This is a genomic window from Streptomyces albus subsp. albus (genome assembly GCF_000719865.1).
In the GTDB taxonomy this organism is placed as follows: Bacteria; Actinomycetota; Actinomycetes; order Streptomycetales; family Streptomycetaceae; genus Streptomyces; species Streptomyces albus_E.
In genome coordinates this window covers 392,555-413,472 of the sequence record NZ_JOID01000001.1, presented here as the reverse complement: position 1 = coordinate 413,472, position 20,918 = coordinate 392,555, and the positions used below count along the sequence as shown (strand labels likewise).

Annotated in this window: 20 protein-coding genes and 2 pseudogenes; 6 read left to right on the top strand and 16 right to left on the bottom strand. The window is 69.9% G+C overall.

Annotated features, from left to right (window positions below; translation table 11 throughout):
- Position 1: 1 nt before the first annotated feature.
- The 5 genes from glxA to IF83_RS0101845 all read right to left on the bottom strand — a co-directional run bounded on the left by glxA (position 2) and on the right by IF83_RS0101845 (position 6,080).
- Positions 2-1,927, bottom strand: coding sequence for a radical copper oxidase GlxA (gene glxA / locus IF83_RS0101865; RefSeq protein ID WP_030542218.1), 1,926 nt, complete (start codon positions 1,925-1,927; stop codon positions 2-4).
- Complete coding sequence (locus IF83_RS0101860) at positions 1,915-3,912, bottom strand: glycosyltransferase family 2 protein (RefSeq protein ID WP_078843062.1); 1,998 nt, start codon at positions 3,910-3,912, stop codon at positions 1,915-1,917. Before IF83_RS0101860 ends, glxA begins: the two co-directional genes overlap by 13 nt.
- A gap of 848 nt (positions 3,913-4,760) precedes the next feature.
- The gene (locus IF83_RS0101855) at positions 4,761-4,949 is read right to left on the bottom strand and encodes a DUF397 domain-containing protein (RefSeq protein WP_030542216.1); all 189 of its coding nucleotides are present in this window, start codon (positions 4,947-4,949) and stop codon (positions 4,761-4,763) included.
- Positions 4,950-4,956: 7 nt separating this feature from the next.
- Positions 4,957-5,148 (bottom strand): DUF397 domain-containing protein, encoded by a 192-nt coding sequence (locus IF83_RS0101850; RefSeq protein ID WP_030542215.1) that lies wholly within the window; start codon positions 5,146-5,148, stop codon positions 4,957-4,959.
- Complete coding sequence (locus IF83_RS0101845) at positions 5,145-6,080, bottom strand: helix-turn-helix domain-containing protein (protein ID WP_030542214.1); 936 nt, start codon at positions 6,078-6,080, stop codon at positions 5,145-5,147. Before IF83_RS0101845 ends, IF83_RS0101850 begins: the two co-directional genes overlap by 4 nt.
- A 436-nt stretch (positions 6,081-6,516) precedes the next feature.
- Between IF83_RS0101845 and IF83_RS33560 the strand changes: the two genes are divergently transcribed.
- A complete protein-coding gene (locus tag IF83_RS33560) occupies positions 6,517-6,681 on the top strand; it encodes a hypothetical protein (protein ID WP_158710974.1) in 165 nt (54 codons plus the stop codon).
- Between the two features lie 30 nt (positions 6,682-6,711).
- Here IF83_RS33560 and IF83_RS0101835 read toward each other — a convergent pair whose 3' ends face one another.
- Both IF83_RS0101835 and IF83_RS0101830 read right to left on the bottom strand, forming a co-directional pair.
- Positions 6,712-7,563 carry a helix-turn-helix domain-containing protein gene (locus IF83_RS0101835; protein WP_030542213.1) on the bottom strand — a complete coding sequence of 284 codons (852 nt, stop codon included), beginning with the start codon at positions 7,561-7,563 and terminating at the stop codon, positions 6,712-6,714.
- Between the two features lie 10 nt (positions 7,564-7,573).
- Positions 7,574-8,326: a DUF6879 family protein gene (locus IF83_RS0101830; protein ID WP_030542212.1), complete on the bottom strand. Its 753-nt coding sequence runs from the start codon at positions 8,324-8,326 to the stop codon at positions 7,574-7,576.
- A gap of 363 nt (positions 8,327-8,689) precedes the next feature.
- Between IF83_RS0101830 and IF83_RS0101825 the strand changes: the two genes are divergently transcribed.
- From IF83_RS0101825 to IF83_RS34480, 3 genes and pseudogenes are all read left to right on the top strand, one after another.
- Positions 8,690-9,190 (top strand): hypothetical protein, encoded by a 501-nt coding sequence (locus IF83_RS0101825; RefSeq protein ID WP_030542211.1) that lies wholly within the window; start codon positions 8,690-8,692, stop codon positions 9,188-9,190.
- Between the two features lie 72 nt (positions 9,191-9,262).
- Entirely contained in the window at positions 9,263-9,919 is a 657-nt protein-coding gene (locus IF83_RS0101820) for a class I SAM-dependent DNA methyltransferase (protein WP_030542210.1), read from the top strand.
- 334 nt (positions 9,920-10,253) lie between these two features.
- Positions 10,254-10,581, top strand: a pseudogene (locus IF83_RS34480) (hypothetical protein); the annotation flags it as partial.
- Here the strand turns inward: IF83_RS34480 and IF83_RS0101815 are convergent.
- From IF83_RS0101815 to IF83_RS0101800, 4 genes and pseudogenes are all read right to left on the bottom strand, one after another.
- Positions 10,558-11,148, bottom strand: a complete 591-nt coding sequence (locus IF83_RS0101815) for an SMI1/KNR4 family protein (RefSeq protein WP_030542209.1) — start codon at positions 11,146-11,148, stop codon at positions 10,558-10,560. The pseudogene IF83_RS34480 and the gene IF83_RS0101815 overlap by 24 nt on opposite strands.
- Before the next feature lie 320 nt (positions 11,149-11,468).
- A pseudogene (locus tag IF83_RS33990) lies at positions 11,469-11,636 on the bottom strand (nucleotidyl transferase AbiEii/AbiGii toxin family protein); the annotation flags it as partial.
- A complete protein-coding gene (locus IF83_RS0101805; RefSeq protein WP_030542207.1) occupies positions 11,633-11,995 on the bottom strand; it encodes a hypothetical protein in 363 nt (120 codons plus the stop codon). The gene IF83_RS0101805 and the pseudogene IF83_RS33990, both read right to left, overlap by 4 nt.
- 322 nt (positions 11,996-12,317) lie before the next feature.
- The gene (locus IF83_RS0101800; protein WP_030542206.1) at positions 12,318-14,306 is read right to left on the bottom strand and encodes a DUF2599 domain-containing protein; all 1,989 of its coding nucleotides are present in this window, start codon (positions 14,304-14,306) and stop codon (positions 12,318-12,320) included.
- A gap of 396 nt (positions 14,307-14,702) precedes the next feature.
- On the opposite strand from IF83_RS0101800, the gene IF83_RS0101795 reads away from it, so the two are divergent.
- Positions 14,703-15,746 carry a hypothetical protein gene (locus tag IF83_RS0101795; RefSeq protein WP_158710972.1) on the top strand — a complete coding sequence of 348 codons (1,044 nt, stop codon included), beginning with the start codon at positions 14,703-14,705 and terminating at the stop codon, positions 15,744-15,746.
- 147 nt (positions 15,747-15,893) lie between these two features.
- Here IF83_RS0101795 and IF83_RS0101790 read toward each other — a convergent pair whose 3' ends face one another.
- Together IF83_RS0101790 and IF83_RS0101785 are read right to left on the bottom strand one after the other, a co-directional pair.
- Positions 15,894-16,409, bottom strand: a complete 516-nt coding sequence (locus tag IF83_RS0101790) for a putative immunity protein (RefSeq protein WP_030542204.1) — start codon at positions 16,407-16,409, stop codon at positions 15,894-15,896.
- Positions 16,406-17,020 (bottom strand): putative immunity protein, encoded by a 615-nt coding sequence (locus IF83_RS0101785; protein WP_244176750.1) that lies wholly within the window; start codon positions 17,018-17,020, stop codon positions 16,406-16,408. The genes IF83_RS0101790 and IF83_RS0101785 overlap by 4 nt, the downstream gene beginning before the upstream one ends.
- Before the next feature lie 88 nt (positions 17,021-17,108).
- Here IF83_RS0101785 and IF83_RS0101780 point away from each other — a divergent pair, with 88 nt between their 5' ends.
- A complete protein-coding gene (locus tag IF83_RS0101780) occupies positions 17,109-17,819 on the top strand; it encodes a MerR family transcriptional regulator (protein ID WP_030542202.1) in 711 nt (236 codons plus the stop codon).
- Positions 17,820-18,328: 509 nt separating this feature from the next.
- Here the strand turns inward: IF83_RS0101780 and IF83_RS31515 are convergent.
- From IF83_RS31515 to IF83_RS33550, 3 genes are all read right to left on the bottom strand, one after another.
- Positions 18,329-18,706, bottom strand: a complete 378-nt coding sequence (locus IF83_RS31515; RefSeq protein WP_030542201.1) for a beta/gamma crystallin domain-containing protein — start codon at positions 18,704-18,706, stop codon at positions 18,329-18,331.
- A 90-nt stretch (positions 18,707-18,796) separates the two neighbouring features.
- The gene (locus IF83_RS0101770; protein WP_030542200.1) at positions 18,797-19,660 is read right to left on the bottom strand and encodes a hypothetical protein; all 864 of its coding nucleotides are present in this window, start codon (positions 19,658-19,660) and stop codon (positions 18,797-18,799) included.
- A gap of 527 nt (positions 19,661-20,187) precedes the next feature.
- The gene (locus IF83_RS33550) at positions 20,188-20,628 is read right to left on the bottom strand and encodes a hypothetical protein (RefSeq protein ID WP_158710971.1); all 441 of its coding nucleotides are present in this window, start codon (positions 20,626-20,628) and stop codon (positions 20,188-20,190) included.
- Positions 20,629-20,918 lie beyond the last annotated feature (290 nt).

Below are 20,918 nucleotides of genomic sequence, written 5' to 3'. Positions count from 1 at the left end.
GTCAGCGGATGTGCACCCAGCGGGCAACCGACGGCACACCCGCGGAGTCCGTGACGAAGAGCATGTACCAGCCGCGCGGCACCACCGTCGGGTCCCGGGGCACGGTCAGCGCCAGCCGCCCGCCGCGCCGCCGCTCCAGGCCCAGCTCGACGGAGCGCTGCTCGACGTCCGTGGTGTGCGTGACGGCGCTCGGCCGGATCAGCCGGGCCCGGGCCGGGCGCCGCGCGGACTCGACGGAGAAGACGGCCGTCTCCCCGCGCTCCGCCCGGTCCGGCCCGCCGGTGATCCGCGGCCGCTCGCCCCGGTGCAGATAGGGCGGCGAGAAGATCTCGACGCGCTGCTCGAACGTGCCCGGCTGGTTGTTCTCCGGGTCGGCGTAGAGCGGGTCGGAGCCGAAGGTGGCCACCCGCCCGTCGGGCAGCAGCAGCGCCTCGGAGTGGTAGTTGCGGCCCACGACCGGGGAGGCGGCGGGCCGGAAGGCGTTCTTCCGCGGCAGGTAGAACTGCGCCTTGTGGATGTCGCTGTCGCCCTTGCCGCGGTAGTCCTCGGAGCCGCCGGTGGTGAAGACGGTGTCGTCGGGCAGCAGCACGCTGGAGAGGTAGCGGGTGCCCTGCGGCAGATCGGGCCCGGGGGTGAAGCGCGGGTCCTTCCGCGCCAGATCGGCCACGGCGGTGCGCGCGGTGGACTTCGCGGACTCGCCGACGCCCCCGCCGCCGAGCACCATCACCTTCTGCTCCTGGGCGGGCGGCAGCAGCACCGAGGCGGAGGTCTCCAGCTGGTCCTGGTCGGCGAGGCCGGGCACCGGGCGGAAGGTGTTCTTCTCCACGTTCCACAGGCCCGGCGCGCGGCCCTTGTCGGCGGGGCCGTAACCGGCGTTGGAGCCGGAGTAGAAGAGGTCCCCGCCGCGGGTGAGGAAGAGCGCCGGATAGGTGGGGAAGTAGCGTTCCGGCGCGGGCGACCAGGTGCGGGTCTCCGGGTCGAAGATCTCGTTCTTGCCGGGGACGACCTGGCCGATCTCGTCCAGGCCGGAGACGGCGAGGACCCGGCCGTCCTCGAGAGTGGCGAGGGTCGGGTACCAGCGGGCCTCCGCCATCGGGTCGACCGGCAGGTACCGCTCGGCCACGGGGTCGAACTCGTAGGCCACGTCCAGGCCGTGGTAGTCCTGCTTGTCCAGGGTGAGGGACTGCGCGAGCCCGTAGACGTTCCGCCGGTCCGCGCCCCTCAGCCCGTCGACGGTGTACTGGTCGGGGCGCCGGGTGACCTGGCTCTTTCCTTTCCGCACCGCTTCGACGAAGACGCGCTCCTCGCTCGCCGTGACGGTGACCCTGCCGCCCTTGCGCTTCTTCTTCTCGGCGGCGGGGAGTTCGAAGGCCCGGGTGGTGCGGTACTCCTTGCCGTCCGGGGAGCGGAAGACGGTGCCGCGCGGGAAGTGGTGCGGCCGGTCCGGGTCCTCGTTCTTGACGAGCATTCCGCCGCCCGCGCGTTCGACCTTGCCGTCCAGCACCTCGTAGCGGGCCGTGCCGCCGGCCACCAGCAGCTTGCCGCTGGGGAGCTGGGCGTGGCCGGAGCAGAACAGGTCCTCGGGGGTGGGGATCAGCCGGAAGGTGTTCTCGGCCGGGTCCCACAGCAGCGTCTTGAAGGTGCCCGCCTCGAACATCTTCTCGTTGTTGCCGGACCCGGCGATCAGCAGCACCTTGCCGGTGCGCAGCAGTGCCGCGTGGATGGCGTTGACGCGGTATTTCTCGGGGACGCCGAGCAGCTCCCAGTGGCCGTACCGGGCCTTGTACTCCGGCTGTTCGATCTTGTAGGCGTGGTAGGTGCGCTCGGCGTAGCTGATGGCGGCGGGGGCGTTGAGCCCGGCGAGGGTGAGGAAGGCGGCCGCTCCGAGGGCCGTGGTGCGGAAGCGGGGGCTGATCAGATGGCGCACAGCGGGTCCTTCTCTGCGGGGGCGTCACGCTCCGCCGCCGGGGCCGCGGCGGCCTTCGCGCACGTCCCGGAGGCGGCAGGTACGGCGGCGGTTGCGGGGGTGGTTACGGGGCCGGGGGAGCGCTCCGGGCCGCGCCGGGAGGCGTCCGTCCCCGCCGGGCGCGGGGCGGAGCCCGCCGGGGCTTCCGCGGTCGGGGAGTCCGCGCGGGCCGCGGGCACGGCGGGCCGCGCGGCGTCCTCGGCCCGCGGCCGCCGTTCGCCGGCGGCCCAGACGAGCACGGGGGCGAGGCACAGGGCGAGGGCGAGTAGGGCCCAGGCCGTTATGGCGGCGTGGAGATGGCCGAGGAAGAGCGCGGCCACCACGGAGCCCCCGAAGACCAGGGCCCAGCAGAGGTGGATCCGGAAGGTGGCGAGCCGGTCGGGGCTGGCCGAGTCGCCCTTGGGCGTCACCACGAAGGAGCTCTTGCGGCGCAGCACGGCGTCGATCAGCGACTTGGCGTAGACGGGCGCGGAGAGCGCGGACATCGCCATGCCGGCGAGTCCGCCGGACCCCTCCGGCTCGTGCGGGGAGACGTTGTGCCGGCGGTTCCAGATGTAGAGGCCGATCTGCAGGGCGGCCGCGTCGCTGTACAGCATCAGCCAGATCTCGGCGGGAACGTGCAGGCCGGAGGCGCCGACGACGAGGAAGAGCACGCAACTCAGCGCGGCGAGAAGCCAGTTGAGAGCCGTCATCGGGTAATAGACGATCATCAGCGTGTAATTGAGCAGCCGCCCCGGGGAAAGGGAGAACGGGGCCTTCCAGAACTGTTTGAGAATCGTTTCGTAGGTGCCCCGGGACCAGCGGAGCTGCTGGGTGAAGAAATCCGTCCAGGCGGCCGGACCCTCGCCGACGGCGAGCACGTCCGGGGTGTAGACGGAGCGCCATTTCCGTCCGGTCTCCGGATTCCTGGCCCGGTGGATCTCGAAGCCGGTCGCCATGTCCTCGGTGATGGAGTCGTAGAGGCCGCCGATTCCCTGGATGGCCTTGACGCGGACGGCGTTGGAGGTGCCGACGAACATGGGCGAGCCATAGGCGTTCCCGGCCCGCTGGATCAGCGCGTGGAAGAGGAACTGCTGGCTTTCCGCGGCCTTGGTGACGGCGGTGTCGTAATTCCCGTAGACCTGGGGGCCGATGACGAAGGCGACGTCCGGGTCGCGGAAGTAACCGAGCATCCGCTCCAGATAGTTGGGGAGCGGCACGTGGTCGGTGTCGACGGAGGCGAAGAAGTCGTAGTCCCCGCCGTGGGCGTCCAGCCAGGCGTTGTAGTTGCCGTGCTTGGTCCGGGCGCGGTGCGGGCCGGAGGGCCGGTTCCACTTCTCGACGCCCTTGCGGGTGAAGTGGCGGACGCCGAGGCGGGCGCAGACGGCGCGGGCCGCCGGGTCGTCGCCCTCGTCGAGGAGCCAGACGTGCACGGTGCCGCGGTGCCGGACGCGGACGGCGGCCTCCAGGGTCCGGGTGACCATCTCGATCGGCTCCTTGCCGGGCACGAACGAGGTCAGGAAGGCGACCCGGGTACCGGGCTCCGGGGTGACGGGCACGGGGTCGCGGGCGACGAGCGTCGCGTGGGCGTTGGAGAAGACCGTGCACAGCCGGAAGAACTCGATGAGGCCGATGGAGACGAGCATCGCCGTGTCCGCGGCCGACTCCCAGCCGGAGACGTACGGGCGCTCCACCCAGTGGTCCGGCTGGAGCAGCCAGAAGAGGAGCAGCGCCGAGACCAGGGGGGCCGCGCAGAGCAGCAGGGTGGCGCGGATCCGGTGTGGTTCCTGGGCCAGCAGACTGCGGTAGGCCACCCGGTACGGCGTGCTTCCCCCGTCCGGGTCGGTGAGCGGCCCCGCGAGTCTGCTGTACCGCTCGTAATCGTAGGCCGGGGACACCGGAAGGGAATCGGGGACGGGCGATTGCGATTCCCCGGCCTTCGGGGTGACGGATTTCGGTGACGCCATCGGGGGCACTCCCGTGGGGCTTACTGGATGGATCGCGAAGGGCGATGACCCGGATGGCCCAGATTCTTCATGTCATCGACCGAGATGAGAAGGTAACAATCCCGCTCCGCATTCCTGCGGAAATGTGATGTTCGGCGCGCCATGATAATGACCCCGGAGAGGCGTCGGAGGCGATACCGGATGGAGTACCGGGAAAGTCTCTGAAGGCGGCGGAAACGGCTGCGCCCCGCACGGGAATTCAGCGGCGCGTTGCGCCGGAACGGGGCGGGGCGGGGCGGGAGATGAACGGGGGCGGGCGCTCGACGGGACGGCCGGTCACGGATGGCCGCTCGCGGAGGGCCGCGCAGGGGTGTCCGCCCCGGACGTCCGGAGCGGGGGGAGGGAGGCCGGATCGCGACCCGGCGGCGTCCGGGAGGGCGAGGACCGTACGGGTGGCTGTGGGGCTTCCAGAACCGCGGCCCGGTGCCCGTCGCGGAACCGCGGCCCGGTGCTCGTCCGGGCCCATGGTCCGGCGTGGTGTGGCGGCGGTAGTCGCCGCTGTCCTTGGTGTGCGCCCGGGAGTCTCAGCGCTGTGCGCCGGAAGTCTCAGACCCGTGGCGCCCGCCGTCCGGCCCTCGGGGCGGGCACGAGGAGCCGGCCGCCCGTCATGGCCACTGCGTCGCGGGGCGGCTATCTGCTGCAAGTGTCACTGTGGACCCAGGGTCACGTCACTCAGTCAGTCAGCCGACCGGTCCGGGGCGGACGGTGGAAGCTCTCGGGCCACGGAGGCACGTGTCGCGGGTGCGGCGAAAAGAAAAGTGTGCCGTCCGCCTCTCCGGTATCCCGGCGGCGGACGGCACACCAAACGCTCACTGTCCCGACGCGAACCCGAGGAAGGACGCCCATCCTTCGCGGCCGACGGTGAAGGCCGGGCGGGCCGTGTCCTTGGAGTCCCGTACGTAGACGGCCTGTTGGGTGTTCGCGACCTCCACGCAACTGTCGCCCTCGCCGCCGCTGTAGCTCGACTTGAACCAGGCGAGTTCCGTCTCACCGCGCATCAGCCGCTCACCGCTCCGACACGAACCCGAGGAACGACGCCCACTCCTCGCGTCCGACCATGAAGGCCGGGATGGTTACGTCCTTCGAGTCCCGTACGTGGACGCCCTGTTCAGCTATGGCCACCTCCACGCAGCTGTCACCCTGGGTGCCGCTGTAGCTGGACTTGAACCAGGGGAGTTCCGCCTTGCCGCTGTTCATCGCTCTCCTCGCAGTCGCTCCAACAGGTCCCTGGATTCCTGGGGGTTGAGGGCCTGCGAGCGCAGTGTGTCATAGCGTCGGCAGAGCAGACTCACCTCTTTCGGGTCGGAGATCAGCCGACCGTTCTGCTGGCCTTCGGAGTACCCGAGCCGCCGCCCCTCCGGGGTCTCCACAACCTGGACAGGTCCATCCAGGCACCCATGGAACTCTGATGCCAGAGGCACCACTTGAAGCGACACATTGCGGGGTGCCGTGACCTCAAGCACGTGATCCAACATGCTCGACTGCACCTGCGCACCGCCAAGCCTGCGTCGGAAAACCGACTCTTCCACGATGAAGCTGAACGGCACGGTGGGGCGGTCGCGCAACATCGCCTGCCGTTGCATTCGCGCGGTGAGCTGAGCCTCCGTCTGCTCGTCGGTCAGCAGCGGAATGCTGTTGTCGAACACGGCCCGCGCATAAGCCTCCGACTGCAACAAGCCCGGCACCAGCCGGTTCTCGTACGTACACAGACTCACCGCCTCCCGTTCCAATCGCGCCCACCGCCGGAACCAGGCCGCGAGCCCCGGCTCGCCCCGGGTGAGGTGGCGGGCGGCCTTCCGGAGGGCGCCGGTGTTGCCGAGGGCTGCCTCTGCCCGCTCCACGAACCTCGGGTCCGGCATCCGGCGTCCCAACTCCACCGACTCGACCGTGTGCTTGGAGAAGTGCACCCGGACGCCGAGATCCGTGCGGCTGAGCCCCGCGTGCTCGCGCAGCGCCTGGACGAACGCGCCGAACGTCCGCAGGCTGTCCGAGGGGCACGGCTCCCGCTCCCACTCCCCGGCCGGCCCCTGCTGCGGCAGGCCGACGTCTCCAGCCCCGGCTTCCCCTCCGGCTCCCGTTTCCGCCTCGTGCCCGGCCGCAGCGGCCGGGCCCCCTTCGACGATGTCCATCCGCCGCCCTTTCCTCCGTACCGGGCCGCGACCCTCCCCACGGCCCTCGTGCTCACCACTCAGCGTGACGGACATTTTCGCGCGCTGTCCACCCTTCGTGTCCGTACGTGCACGCCGCGTACGCATTCTGTACGGGCCCCGGCGCATACCCCCGTCCGCACGGCTCCGCCGTACCGGCGCCGCGAGCAGGGCGCGAGCCAGAAATGGACGCGCTACCAGCACATTTGAGCGACTGCCCGCCGTCCCCGCTCCCCGCTCCGCCCTCGCGCCCGGCCGCCCGTCGCCGACCGAGCCGCGTCCCCGGGGTACTGCCCACCACATCACGGAGCGTACTCGGAACAGCCCGGCCGCTCAGGACCGGCAAACCCGGCCGTCCACCCCGAGCAGGTCGCGCAGCGGGCGGCAGCAGCCCGAAAAGACAGGGGAACCGGCAGAGGTGACCCATGCCCGTCATCCGACGCCGGACCAGGAACAAGGGCACGACGTGCGCTACTTGAGCAGGCGCCGTGAGCTCGCCGCCGCCGACGGCCCGGCCGGGGCCGCCGCCCTCGGCGTGGCGGTCGTGGTGGTCCTGGCGATCCGCAGCCGTCTCAAACGCTGACCGCGCCCGCCCACGCGCACAGCAGCGGCGTCAACGCGGGTATAGGGCCCGGCGTGCCGAGTTGATGACGTTGCGGGCCTCGGCCCCGTGTACGGCCGACTCGCCGAGGGTCTGCCAGACCTTCTTGTACAAGGCGATGTTGTCGGCATCGTCCAGCCACAGTTCGGCGTGCCAGTCCTCGGCGACGACCAGCCGGTCGTCGAGCACCCAGAAGCCGTTGGCCGGCACGATCTTGACGGGCGCCGTGAAGGGGATGATCCCCAGCTCCACCGTGTCCATGCCGATCACGCCGCTCAGGCGGTCGAGTTGGCTCGCCAGCACCGAGGGCGGGCAGATCAGCGACCGCAATGCGGCCTCCCAGATCAGCACGTGCAGCCTGTGGCCGGACCGGTACAGCCATTCCTGGCGCTTCACCCGTGAGCGGACGGCCGCCTCGATGTCGCCGGCTCCGCCCAGCAGCTCCGCGTACCGCTGGACGACGTGCCGGGCGTACTCCGGGGTTTGCAGGAGTCCGGGGATCACCGACTCCTCCCAGAGCCACATCTCCGAGGTGCGATCGATCTCGGCGCTCAGCCCCTCGTGAAGGTGCTTGAAGCCGTTCGCCAGCGCTCGTCGCCAGGATCTGATGTGCGACTCGAACCCGGCCAGCCGGGCGGTGAGTTCGGGGTACGCCTCCGGCTGCCCCGTCGCGTCCGCCCACGCCCTCAGGTCCTCGGGAGTGGCCGTCTGCCTGCCGTTCTCCAGTTTGCTCACCTTGGAGCCCGGCCAGCCGAGCCGCCGCGCGAGCTGCCTGCCCGTGAGCCGGCCACCGGGACACGTGAAACGGAGTTCGCGCAGCCGCGCCCCCAACGCCGCCCGTGCCTGCTGGTAGTCAGTGCTCACCGTTCACGCGCTATTCCTTCGGGGCCACCTGCGCGGCGAACCGGTCGCGCGGGATCGCGTGGTGCATCGCCGCGTCGCGCACCATGGCGTAGCGCACGACCTCGGCCGGTTCGGTGATCAGCTCGATGTCGAGCAAGTTGTCCTCGTCGTCGAAGCGCAGCAGGGCGACCAGCCGTGAGTCGAAGATCCAGAAATCCTCGGCGGGCAGGCCGGTCCGTACGGCGTCCTCGCGCCACAGGTACCGGATGTCCTCGCCGACGGCGGCGTTGTGCCGGGCGTAGTCGAGCAGGAACAGCTGCTCCTCGGTGGGCGGGTCATCGGCGACGCGGACCCGGCCGACCGTCTTACCGTTGGCCGTCTGGGCCTTGATGTTGGCGAACCAGGGTTCGTCGGGGTCGCAGGGTGAGGAGCCGGTGGCCAGGAACGCCTGGAAGTCGGGGTCCTGCCGGTCCGAGGCGTAGCCGCGCCGCGTTTCCAGCCGCCAGGCGGTGTGCTCGAAGGTCTCGAACAGGCGGCGGAAGGTGGCCCGGTCGACGCGTTCCGGCACTCGCTCCAACTCCTTCGGTCCCCAGTTCACGAGCAGTTCGCGCGGCACGGCCACCGCTGCCTCGCCGGCTCCGAAGTGCCGGAGCTGTGCGAGGTCTTCGGGGTCGGTAACGGGTGTGCCCTGAACGATGATCTCGCCGGTGTCTTCGTCCGTGTGCAGGGCGGGGCAGCCGTCGACCTTGCTGTCTGTGCCGGTGAAGCGCAACCGACGAGTCATGAGGGCTCTTCCTTCCGCGGGTTCGGTCCCCTCAGCATCGCTGGGGAGTCCGGCCCGGCACCACGGGGACAGGCAGGGTGCGGGAGAAAACATCAGCAATCTCGGGCGCGCGGTGAGCAAATTCGCGAAAACAGCGTACCGCCGGTCAACGACTCGCCTTTAACGTCCTGTTCAAGGCGATCTGCTGTCCAGGTAACCGCCGGGCTCCATCCGAGCCCCCGGCTCCAGTGAGTAGCCCTCGCTGAAGCGGGATGTGCAAGTCGCCCGTGCCGCACTCCAGCCCAGCAGGGGCTGACAGGCGGGACGGGCTCGCAGCGGTATGGCACCACACGACCCTTCCCCGCATCTCCGAAGGAGTAGTTCATGACCGTCACACTCGACCGGCCCGTCGGCACCCGCACGCGGGATCCGAAAGAACTCCTCAACGCGGTCCAGCCCCGCGTCCAGCACCTGACGATCAACGTGCTGGACAGCGGCATGACCCTGTGGGACCGCGAGGTGGCCCTGCTGCTGCGCGACCACACGATGGTCCGCGACATGGCGCAACGCATCCTCGGCAACGCCGTCATGTACACCATCGGCTGCATGGAACATCCGGAGGTCCACCTCGGAGTCGGCAAGCTCGTCGACATCGGCGTTCACCAGCTCATCCTGGACACGCCGGTGTGGTGGGCCCTCTGCGACGTGTACAACGAGGGCCGCTACAAGCACCACGCACCCTTCATCGAGCGTCGCCGCGACGGCCTGTGCCTGCGCACGGCGGACTTCCTGACGTCCATCGGCTTCGCCGTCGACGCGGAGCTGTGGGCGATCGACGGCGCGGAATGCTCGCCGTGCGACAACAAGGTCCCCGACAGTCACTGAACCGTCCTGCCCTGGCCCCTGCCCTCGGTTCTCCGGTGGACAGGGGCCGTCCCCCTGTGAAGAGGAATCGCCTTGCCCGCACACCACGACATCGCCGCCGAGACGGAGCTGTGGGACACCTTCGCCGCCTCCGCCTTCAAGGAAGACGCGGAGCCGGGCTTCTGCTGGACCCAGTACGCCGGCCACGGGCCCGGCCCGGAGCTCCTGGGGAACCCGCGCTCCGTGCTGGAGATCGGCTGCGGCACCGGCCGCGCCCTCGCCCACCTCGCCCGGCAGGGCATCGCCGCCCGCGGCGTCGATCTGTCTCCGGTCATGGTGGAGAAGACCACCACCAAGTGGGCGGGTACCGGCGCGGAGTTCGTGTGTTCCGAAGTGCTGGCGTACCTGAGCGGGCACGAGGAGGTTTACGACGCCGTCTACTCGATCTTCGGAGCCGCCTGGTTCGCCGACCCGGGCCGTCTCTTCCCTCTCGTCCGCAGGCGGCTCCGACCCGGTGGCGTCTTCGCGTTCTCGCAGCCGCCGGCCATCCCCGGCGCGTACGGGCCGCAGGGCATGTATAAGGGCGGCTTCGCCGGAAAGGCGATGTTCACCTACCGCTACAGCTACCGCCCGGCCGTCTGGGAACGCCTGCTCACCCGGGCCGGGTTCGCCACGGCCGACGCACGGGTCATCGACGCGCCGCACCCCGGGCACATCGGGACACTCCTTGTGCGGGCGGTCGCTCCGTGAGGAGGGGCCGTGCGGTCAAGGGTGCGGATGCATCTCCAGAACCGCCGCATCACTCGGGGACGGCACAGGCGGTACACCATGGAGGTCACCGCCACAGCAACGCACCGGCGCCCGGACCGTCTGCTGTACGTGCAGTGGGTGTCCTCCGGGCAGACCGAGGGAGAAACGGATCTCATGGCAGTTTCCGCTGGCTGGGCACGCCGTCCCCCGACGAAGGGCGACGGCTGGCGGCGTGGACCCTCGCCAGAATGGGTGCGGCCCTGGCCGAGGACACACCGTTCGAGGCGCGGATCGTCCGCACGGACGACGAGGGCACCCGCACCGTCGAGGTGAGCGGCTCCAGCGCGCGGCCGCCCGTCGCCGACCGAGCTGCGTCCCCGCGGGCACTCCGCAACACATCACGGAGTGTGGCCATCGCCTGCGGCGAGGCCGATTCGGCGGCCGCCCGCCCTTCTTCGACGGGACAGCGAGGCATGCGAGCAGCGCAACTCTGTGGAGCGCTGGAGCGCTGCATCAACTGCCTCAAGCAGTGGCGCGGCCCGGCCACACGGACCGGCATGCGCGCGATCGTCCACCAGGGCGCGCTCGACCTCGCAGGCATCCTCATCCGGACGCGACGCCGGCCGGGAAGACAGAACCTAACGGTGAACAACAGGACTTGACGGAAGGGATGGCCCCCAGCCTGGCGGCAGGAGAGCCCACGAACCGAGGTCCAACCACTCCCCGAATCGAATGGGCCGGGCGCCACCGACGTGGTCCAAGGACAGCGGGACGATCCGGTCACAGGTGGCCCGTCCGTCCCACCAAACCGTGCCGGCCAGAGAGCCGGTCAAGGCCAACAAGGTGGAGAAGCCGCAACCGTGCTCCTGGATGACGACCGCACCGGCCGTTTTCAAGTCCTCGAACCTGTCGGCCTCGTCGTCCCAGGCACACCGGGCCTCCCGGTACGCGGCGTCGTCCTCGAACGCATCAGCCTGCGGCTCACGGGCCATCAGTTCGTGATCGGCCTCGGCGTAGGAGTCGGGATGCGGAAAGGGAATCGCCAGCAGCTCGCGTCGCCCCTCGTTGTTCCCGGCCCACCACCAACCACGTCCGGTCCGCTCGAGCCGGAGGAGCGCCCCGCCCGCGCTCACCTCGCGCAGATACGCGCGATACTCCCCGGGAAGGGACACACCGAGTTCCCGTTCGGCCTCGACGATCTCGGCTTCGGTCAGGGGCGGCTCCGTCATGGGGCGAGCCTAACCACCTCGTTCCGGTGGGGCGCTTCGAGAGCACGTCTTCGCCCGGATGAAGACCTGGAAGATCGTCCGTGAATGCCGCCCTCGGCTCGGCGGTGCGGTCCCGGCGGTCCTGGCGATCCGCAGCCGTGTCAAACGTTGACTGCGCCCGTCGGCGACGCGAGCGCCCTGCCGGAACGGCCGGTCCGCCAGACGGCTGCGCTCCCGGCCCTCCGGCGCCAAGTCGCAAGCGCCTATGACGACTTCGGCCGCGCCCCGCTCCCGCTGACGCCACGTGTGATCACGTCGGAGAAGAGGTGGGGCCCTTGTTCATCGTCCATCGGGGCATGGATCTCTGTGGCGACGTCGAGGTCACGGCTGAAGCGTTCGACCAGGCCGTGGGCTTGCACGGCGTATCCGCCGGTGAGAACCAGAGGATAGGGGGAGCCGAGGTCGAGGATGTCGGCAAGCAGACGCTCGTGGAGCGGCGTGAGCTTCACGCGGCGGTCGCGGTGGTCGCGGTGGTGCGGTGGAGCTCGGGGAAGGCGTCCTCCCAGACCTCGCGAATGCAGGGGCTGACCAGGCGACGCAGAACGGGCCACTGCTCGGCCAGCAGCCGGTGGTGGAGGAGAGCCGCCAGGTCCTCGCGCAGGCCCTCTGCGAGGACGGTCCGGTAGAGCGTCATGCGAGACTTCGGACGGTCCAGGCTGTAGCTCGTCCGCCCGGACCAGACGATGTGGAGCGGCAGGTCGACGGTGCCATCGACAGGGCCGGTCAGCTCCTGCAGTCGCTCGGGCAGCCTCTTGCGGTAACGGTCCCGCAGTACCTCGGCGCGGGGCGCGGTGGTCGTCGCGTCCATGCCTCCAGTCTCGCCGAGTGGATTCCCCATGGCAGCCACCGCGCTCTCCCTCGTCTCGGGCGGGCCCTCATCGTGGGCCACGGCAGTCTCCGGGGCTCCGGAGGGAGACGGCCAGGCCGGTTGGTCGCTGCCGCTGGACTACGACCGTCACCGGCTCGCCCCTGCCTCCGCGCGGCCATCACGACCTGGCTGCTCACTCGCAGCGGTACCGCCACGGAAACCGGCTCCGAGGGCTGCCGCACCGCGCGCACCGAGCCGGGCGGCAGGACGCCGACCGGAAACCTCGACGAACCCCGGTCACGGCCGCCCGGCCGGCCACCGGCTACCGGGACATGCTCATACTCGTGCGCTGCGCGGGTCGGGCCGCCGTGTCCCCCGTCAGGTCCAGGCGGAGGGCGGGCAAGGTGTCGAGGAGGTTGCCCACGGTGTCGCCGAGCGGGGCGGGGAGCTGGGGCAGGCCCGGGAGCCAGCCCGTGTCGATCACGGTGAGGCCGGTACGAAGGGGTTTCGGCTGCGCAGCGTCCAGGTCCCAGCTTGCCCTTGGGGTGCTGTCGTAGGAGGGGGCGGTGGGCGGGATCTCACCCTGGGAAAGCGGCCAGGTCACGCCGCGGAAGCGGCCCGACTCCAAGTAGCCGAGGAAGCCATGGGTCGCGGAGCGGCCCTTGACAGCGGCCTTGGCGTCCGGGGTGATCACCAGCCAGTCGAGGTCGGTGGAAACCATGGTGAGCCGACCGGTTGCGGTGGGCACGGAGAGCTTGACCGCCCCGGTGGGCGCAGTGGAGCCCGCCGTCGCGTATTTGGCCAGGGCGGTGAAGCCCAGGCCGTCGTCCAGGGTTCCGGCACCGGAGGCGAGACCGGCGCGCGGGTCGTAGACGACGACCATGCGCTCCGCGGCGTCCTTGCCGCCGTCGTCGTCGGTGACCTCGACGGAGACGGTGTCCATGCCTGCATGGTCGTAGACGTGGCTGCTGTCGCAACGGCTTTCCTTCGCAGGAAAGTTGGAGGTGCTGCCGTCGTCCCAGGTGATCTTGCAGGTGTGGGTGTCGTTGCCGCCGGGATCGGTGAAGGAGGCCGATACGGGGACCTCGTTCTCGACGCGGTGGACGTCCCAGTCCACGGGCACGGTCACGTCCAGCGTCGGGGCGACGTTGCGGACGGTGACGGTGGCGCGGTCGCTGACGGGCTGGTTGACGCCGTCGTCCGCGGTCAGCTTCACCGTGTACGTGCCGTCGTCGGTGCAGGTGAAGGTGGTGCGGGGGGCTGTGGGGTCGGCGAAGGTGCAGACAGCGCCCTCATCGACGTTGTCGCCCGGGGTGTACGTCCACTCCGTGGCAGGGGTGCCACCGTCGTCGGCGGCCGTGCCCTTGAGGGTGACTGCGGAACCCTCGTCGATGCTTACGTTGGGGCCGGCATCGACCATGGGGGCGAGGTTCTCGGGGTCGCCGCCGTCGATGGGCGGGCGGCTGTACCACCCCTGGTCCTCCGTCGTACCCCAGTTGCAGCCGTGGATGGCGATGTCTTCTGTCACCAGCTCCCAGTCGAGATTCGGACGCTCCGCCTCCAGGTCCCAGGTGTGGCCTCCGAGGATGCCGTAGGCGTTGAACCTGACATGGCACCACAGCTGCTTGTAGAGCGACTCCGTCTGATCGTCGGTGACAGTGCCCGGCCGCGTGAGGCGATCCGATACGTGATCCCAGATCTGTGCTGTGTAGGAGTCGACGATGGCGGCGACATCGAGCCCCTTCGCCTTCTCCGTGGGGACGATGGTCAGGACCAAAGTGTCCCCATCGGTGTCGTACTCGTCGCGGTAGATGCTGGCATGCGTGTACAGGTCGCTGCCGTCGTCGGTGTAGGAGCCGGCCCAGTCGTTCTTCACGTTGGTGCTGCCGAGCTGGTTGCCGTCGGCGTCCTTGGCGGTGAGGTGCCACTGCACGGACGCCATGACCGACTCTTTGTAGCCGGTCTCGACCGAGTACAGCTTGAAGGGGAGCAGGCCGCCGGTGCAGTCCTCCGCGCTCCAGCCGTCGACGGCCCGTCCCTCGATCGTCCAGCTGACAACGGGACTTTCGCCGTCGTCGCACTTGTCCATCACCTGGAAGAAGTTGGGCTTGTCAGGGCTGGCGTTCTCGTGTTCGTGGTAGTAGTGCAGACCGGAATTGAAGGACGCCGCCATGACGATGTCGCCGTCCTTGTTGTAGATCTTCCCGTTGCTCGTCGCGGCCTGTGCCTTCTCCGTGGTCCCAGGGCCGAACGGTCCGGCCAGCAGGGCGATGCCGAGGACAGTGACAAGGCGCAGTAACGTTCTTCTCATCGCGAGAGCTCCCCCGTGGCTCCGGCCGCGCGGGTACCCCTGACAGATGGCCGGGGCCTGCGCGCAGCATGCCGTCAGAGCGTAGGGGGAGATAAGGCGGTCGTGGGTGCGTAAGGCGTGTGACCGATGCGCATATTTTGTGTCAACTGCGCTGAGGAACAGAGGCGTTGAGTGCGCACATGGGCGACTGCCCCGGCGAGTGAGTGCATCGCGAAGTTGCTGATCATGGGTCTGGTGTGAGCGTCGGGGCAGGTACTCGCGCTGGTCGTCGGCCGTGTCCGCGGCGGGGATCGTCACTACGTCCGGAGTCACCACCACAGCAACGCACCGGCACCCCTACCGTCTGCTGTACGGGCAATGGGTGTCCTCCGGGCGGACCGAGGAGAAATGGATCTCATGGCAGCTTCCGACTGGCTGGGCACGCCGCCCCCGGACGGCGGGCGACGGCTGGCGGCGTGGACGCTCGCCAGGATGGGCGCGGCCCTGGCCGAGGACGCACCGTTCGAGGCGCGGGTCGTCCGCACGGACGACGAGGGCACCCACACCGTCGAGGTGAGCGGTTCCAGCGCCCGGCTCCGGGAGGCGGAGGGCGGTGATCCGCGAGTGGCCGCGCTGTTCGACCCGGCCTCGCTGATCCGGGACATCGGCACGGCCTCGGCACGGCACGGCACCGCGCTCGGGCGGCCCTGCGTGGTGCTGGACGTCGTTCCCCACCCGGTGTGGGCGGACCCGGACAGTCCGTGGTGCCCGCCCGGGGCCGCCTCCGCGCGCCTCGTGGTGGACACGGCCACCGGGTTCCTCCTCGAAGCGGCGACCACGCGGCCCGGCGCGCCGGTCTCTCACGCCCGCGTCGACGGGCTGGCCGGCCCGGTGCCCGTACCCGCACCCGAAGGTGACGGCCCGTTCGGCACGCGCGGCTGGCGCCGTCCGGGCCCGAGCGAGGCCGAGGACGCGGCCTGGGCGCTCGGCCGCATGGCCGCGACGCTGCTGGAGCCGCTGGACGCGACGGCCCGGGTCACCGTCCACAGCGAGGCCATGGGCCGGATCGCCGATGACCCGGAGCCGGTTCCGGAGCCCGGGGAACGCAGGTGGACCGTCACCGTCGAGCGCGCCGGTGACGGCGAACGGACCGTCGCCATGGGCGACGACCCCGACGCGCACAACAGCCGCTTCGTGATCGCGCGGCTGGCGGAGATGCTGACGCCCGCGCGGATCGTCTCCCACCTGCGGCGGGTCGCTGTCCCTCCCGGTCCGGACGGGACGACGGTGACCGCGACGGTCCGGCCGATGCGGGCGTTCCCCCTGAGCTTCTGGGCGCCCGACGAGGACGTGGAGTGCCGCTTCACCGTCGACCCCGCCACCGGCGTCCTCACCGAAGCGGTCGCACGCCTGGGCGACCGCGAACTCGCCCACTACGGCATCACGTCACTGCGGACCTGAGCCTGCTGCCCGGGACCCGCGGCGTTCACCGGAGGGGTGGCGCTGCGGGATGCGGCGCGAACCGTTCCCCTGGCGGGGCGAGCCGGGCGGACCGGGCGGGGCCCGGCTCGGGGTCTTCGGCGGCGCGGGGCCGAGCACGGTTCGGTCTCAACAGTCGAATACCGACCAGCAGATGTCGTTGCGCAGCCGCTGGTCGTCAAGTACGAGCTCGCGAACCGCCTCCGGGAGCTGATCGCGCTGCCACTGGCACTCGAGCCGTCCCGCGGTCTCGCTCTCGCCTTCCGGTGCTGCCGCACGTGCGGCCTTGATCGCGTAGGCGGCCGCGCCGAGCTCGTGCGCGGCGACGTGGGCGACGGCCCCGGCCTGACCGGCGGCGTACGCGGCATGCCGTGCTGCCCCGCGCAGGTCTCTGGCCGCCCCCATCGCGTGGCCGCCCGCCGCGCGAGCGCGCATCATCGTGACCTCGCCACGCACCCAGGCCCGGGCATGCTCGATCGCCTGGCGCGGTCGCGGGTCCCCGGGCCGGGACGACTCGAAGAGACCGAGGACGTGCTCCGCGCAGGCGGCAGCCCACAGGGCGAGGAGACGGTGATGCGCATCGGTGAGAGTCCCACCACGGCGGATCGTCACGAAGCGAGGGTCGCGGACCTTCGGGAGGATCACGACGTGCACTCCCTCCCGCGCACATCGGCGCCGCTCGCCGCGGTGTGCCCCCGCGGCCGCTCAGCCGCCTGACGCAGGGAATGATCCAGAGTGCTCATCAGCCGGGCGACACGACTGCTGCCGCCCGTCGAGAGCGGATAGCGGCAGAGCACATCGATGAGTACCGGTGTCGCTCGCCGCCGCGACCGTTCCAGCAGGGCATCCGCGATCGCGGGGTCGCCGCCCGCCGTGAGCTCTCCGATGTGTGCGGCGCTCGCGGAGGCCCGCAGGATGTGACCGACCTGGCCGGCCTGGGCGATGGGATGCAGGTATGCGGCCGACGCGGCGTCACCGGCGGATCGCGCGGCCAGTCGCGCGGCTTCGGAGGGCGCGGACCGGGCGGCTCGATGAGCGTCGAGGGACGTGACGCGCTGCAATGTCGTCCTGCGGGCACCGTTGATGAACGCCCAGGCCGCGTCGACCGCCGCACGAGGGCGCGGATCACCGGGAACAGCCTGCTCGAAGACCGGTAGGACGTCCTCTGCGTGCCACACCACGTAAAGCGCCACGACGCGCAGTTCGTGCATCGTCAGATCGAAGTCTCCGGACACGGTGTGCTTGCTCTGCGCCATGCCCCTGAATCGTATCCTTGAACGCTCGGTGGAGACTCTGCGGCGCATCCTCCGCTCATCCGCGCCGAAACCCTCAATCGGAGGTCACATGCGGCCCGTGGACCTGGCGCGTCGCCATGGCCTCTCCCCGCAGACGGTCCGCAACTACGAGGACGCCGGCATCATCCCGCCGGCCCACCGCAGCCGGACCGGATACCGGGACTACACCGCCACTCATGCCGCCGGCCTCGCGGCCTACCTGGCGCTCGTCCCCGCCTTCGGTTACTCGACGAGCCGACGCATCATGCATGCCGCCACCGGCGGCCGGCTCGACGAAGCACTGGAGTACGTCGACGACGGGCACGCGCTCCTGGCCCGCGACCGCGGCACGCTGCGAACCGTCGAAGCGGCGCTCGCTCATCTCGGAGCCGCCGCCCCGGATGCCGCGGCCGGCACCCGGGCGCCGTACAGCATCGGTGAACTCGCCCGCCACCTCGCGCTCAACCCGGCCACCCTGCGCACCTGGGAACGCGCTGGAGTCCTCACCCCACGACGTGACCCGCGCGGGCACCGCCAGTACCTGGCGCAGGACGTGCGCGACGCCGAACTGGCGCACCTGCTGCGCCGGGGAGGCCGGCCCCTGGGGGCCATCGCCACCGTCCTCGGAGAACTCCGCGACGCCGGCAGCCTCGAAGCGCTGGCGAGCACCCTGGAAGGGTGGCGGCGCGACCTCACGTCCCGCGGAAGGGCCCAGCTGTACGCCGCCGGTCAGCTCTCCGCCTACCTCGACGCCTTGGACCGGTCCGTGAGAACCGGCTGAGCCCTGAAGCACGAAGCCCTGCCGTGGCCGGCAGCCGCTGTGGAGAGGCAGGAGCACGCTTCTGGCCAAGGCCCCCTGAGCGCTGAAGTCGAAACGGGGGCAACGTCCGTCTTCGCCCCGGGAGACCGTCCATGGACGGAGACTTTCGGCTCGTACCTTCTGTGTTCCACGACGGGAACACAGATCAAGCTAGAAGACATCAGATACGAAACCCTCGTCAAACCGCTGAAAGTGGAACTGCGGCTCCGCAATGCCCCGCCGGGGTTCGACCTGGGCCCGATAACCAGCGCCTCGGGACAGCCGCCGAAGCCCAAAGAAATAGGTGACATTTCCGGGCAGGTTGGACCCTTCCGCAAAGGGGCTCAGAAATGCGACCAGGACGCGGTGTTGCACTCGCTCACACGTCAGCAGCACTGCGGGTCACAGATCTTTGAGGGCCGTGGTGGGCGGCCCAGCGGGCCGGGGCCGGCGACCGGACAAGGGCCGCCGGCCCCTCATGGCGCCACTACTCAGAGAATCCTGATCTTATCCAGTTTGACCGACCCAACAGTCGGAAAGTCGTAGTAGGTCCACTTGCCGATGGGAGTGCCAGGCTGCCATCGGCCGTCCCCATACCACTGGACCACGTTGTTGCCGGTTGAGAGATTGTCAAGCCACTCGGTTCCCGGTACATCGAAGTCGTGCTCTCCGGCGTTGGCGAAACAGACGTGGTGAGCGTTCCAACCGCCACCGAAAATGTAGTGCCAACTGACCTTGAGCAGGTCGGATCGACCATTGCAGTCGACGAGATTGATCGCGGACGCCTGTGTCGGGGTGGCGACGGTGAGGGAGGCCGCTGCCATAGCGGTTGCCAGGGTGGACAGAACTAGCCGTTTGGCTTTGTTCATGGTGTTTCTCCTCTTGTTGTCGTGCTGGTGGACCGGACGGTGGTGCGGTCTGGCACGGTGCCGTCCGGAGTCAAGGGGCGAAGACCGGCCTCAGGCCGTGTCAGACGCAGTCAGAAGGCGTTCTGCCCGATCGGTCTGCTCCTGGATCTGCTCCTCATAACCGGTCAGGACTTCGGCGTTCGCGGATACGAGTTGCTGTTGGTATCCGGTGAGGACCGCGAAGTAGACGCCGGCAAGATTCGACGACCGCGTGCAGGATTCGTCGGCCATGGCCGCGGCGATCTCCTTCGCGGTCGCCTTTTTGGCCTTCAGGTAACGCGTGGCCAGCTTCTCGGGATCGTCGGCGGGGTGCCCCGCCGTGCTCATGCAGGAGGACCAACGCTCTCGCGCGGCGCGGACCCGACTGTCCGCGGCCGCCTTCTGGAATGACCGGCCGAACAGGTTCTGGGTCAGCTTCCATCCCCGGGTGCCCACGAGAGTCGGCATCCGCTCGTCAGCCTTGTCCCAGCAATCGTTGTAGTCCCTCAGCTCCCGCCCGGTCGGGCCTTTCGAAGCGGGGACCGGTACTGCGACGTGGAAACCCTTCCGCTTCGCGGTGCCGCGCCCGATGTATCCCCAGGCGCCGGCTGGGTGGATGGCTTCCTTCTCCGCTGTCGTCTTCGCAGCGGTCGAAGTCTTCTTCCGGTCTGCATAGCTTGTGTGTCCGCGGCCCTTCATGCAGCGGGCGACCAGCGTCTCGTGCGTCCGGTGCAGCAGGAGGTCGTCCTGCTCGGAGGTCCCGTAGGCGGACAGCGGCAGCTGCGTCAGCCCGTCGTATCCGGTGGCGGGCGCTGTCGGAGCGGCCGCGATGGCCGGCGGGTCCGGCGTCACGTGCGCCCCGCTGCCGGCGGGGCCTGCGGAGCAGCCGGTGGCCAGCAGTCCGGCGGCGATCGCCGTGGCGGAGGCCGCGCTCACAACGGGCCGTACGGCCCGTCGTGAGCCGGGTGCGACTCGGACGGTTCTCACGCTGGGCCTGCCTTTCCGCAAGAAGGGGCGTCGTTCCCCGCATGTTCCGGCCGCTGGGGAGGTGACATGGAGACTGAGCCCTTTCCGTTGTGATCGGGCGGTGAGTTCGAGGGTGACGACGGTTCGGACGGCGGCTGTGATCCGGGTGGTGCCGCAGGCGGAGCTTCCGCCAGAGCCGCCAAGACGTGAAGATCGCCATGGCACGTTCACCGAGGCCGCGGATCTTCGCGTGGTCCCGGCTGTGACACCGGCGCCGGCCGCGCGGGTGCTTGCCACGGACCGGCACGGATCGCAGGGGCCGGCGCCCTGATACGCCTTGCGGCCCGGCATGTGACGTCCTCCGCGGCGAGGCGGCGGGAATGCCGGGGGCCCGCGCCGCGGTCAGGTCGAGGACCTGCACGTTCATCCCGTGGTGCTTCTTCACGGCGAACACAGCTCCATGAGCCGGCGCCGGACCGGCCCATGGAGCTGGTGTGTCAAGAAATGATCAGCCGGTCGAAGGTGACCGTGAGCGTTTGCACGCTCCCGTCTCCGCTGCTCGTCACCCTCCTGATCTGCGGGAGATCGAACCGGTAACGCTGGACTGTCCGCCCGTGGAAGTCGAGCACGTCGATGGTGATGTAGCCCGGCCGGAACCGGCTGGGGTCCTTCAGCCACTTGTCGACGATGGTCTGGTTGCCGGTGCGCCGGGTGAACGTGACCTCGTGCTCAGTGAGGCCGCTGACCTGCACCAGATACTCGGCGGGGGCGCCCGCCACACTGAGACGCCAGTTGTTGTTGACGATCGGTGGCTTAACGTCTTGGGTGATCGCCTGGTGAGCCGAGGTGTGCGGTGGTGTGCTCGCTGATGCGGTCGCGGTCGATCCGATGCCCAGGAGACCGGCGGACAGTGCCCCTGCGGTGATCAGAGTGGTCACGCGCCGAACACGGTTGCGCTGATACTTCAACAAAACCAAAACCTCACAATCGTGACGGTGTCTTCGGACTTCGAAACTACGGATCTGGCGGCCCGGAATCGTCACCCGGCGGTGGACACTTTCCGTAGCTCGCACGGGGGACGGGCCCAAGCTTCGGTGTCGTCGGCCTCGTCCGTTCTGATCAGGCGAGGCCGAGAAGAGTGCGGGCGCGGGGTTGGTGCCGGGCTGCCCGTCGGAGGCCGGCAGCGATGTCGTGGTGTCGCCAGGGCCGAGTCGCGGATAGGCGAAAG

Coding starts and splice junctions, on each gene's coding strand:
- IF83_RS0101780 (WP_030542202.1), top strand. CDS start 17,109: ATGCGGCCCGTGGACCTGGCGCGTCGCCATGGCCTCTCCCCGCAGACG.
- IF83_RS0101855 (WP_030542216.1), bottom strand. CDS start 4,949: ATGCGCGGTGAGACGGAACTCGCCTGGTTCAAGTCGAGCTACAGCGGC.
- IF83_RS0101815 (WP_030542209.1), bottom strand. CDS start 11,148: ATGACGGAGCCGCCCCTGACCGAAGCCGAGATCGTCGAGGCCGAACGG.
- IF83_RS0101800 (WP_030542206.1), bottom strand. CDS start 14,306: ATGAGAAGAACGTTACTGCGCCTTGTCACTGTCCTCGGCATCGCCCTG.
- IF83_RS0101860 (WP_078843062.1), bottom strand. CDS start 3,912: ATGGCGTCACCGAAATCCGTCACCCCGAAGGCCGGGGAATCGCAATCG.
- IF83_RS0101805 (WP_030542207.1), bottom strand. CDS start 11,995: ATGGACGCGACGACCACCGCGCCCCGCGCCGAGGTACTGCGGGACCGT.
- IF83_RS0101830 (WP_030542212.1), bottom strand. CDS start 8,326: ATGACTCGTCGGTTGCGCTTCACCGGCACAGACAGCAAGGTCGACGGC.
- IF83_RS0101825 (WP_030542211.1), top strand. CDS start 8,690: ATGACCGTCACACTCGACCGGCCCGTCGGCACCCGCACGCGGGATCCG.
- IF83_RS0101850 (WP_030542215.1), bottom strand. CDS start 5,148: ATGAACAGCGGCAAGGCGGAACTCCCCTGGTTCAAGTCCAGCTACAGC.
- IF83_RS0101845 (WP_030542214.1), bottom strand. CDS start 6,080: ATGGACATCGTCGAAGGGGGCCCGGCCGCTGCGGCCGGGCACGAGGCG.
- IF83_RS0101795 (WP_158710972.1), top strand. CDS start 14,703: ATGGCAGCTTCCGACTGGCTGGGCACGCCGCCCCCGGACGGCGGGCGA.
- IF83_RS0101785 (WP_244176750.1), bottom strand. CDS start 17,020: ATGGCGCAGAGCAAGCACACCGTGTCCGGAGACTTCGATCTGACGATG.
- IF83_RS31515 (WP_030542201.1), bottom strand. CDS start 18,706: ATGAACAAAGCCAAACGGCTAGTTCTGTCCACCCTGGCAACCGCTATG.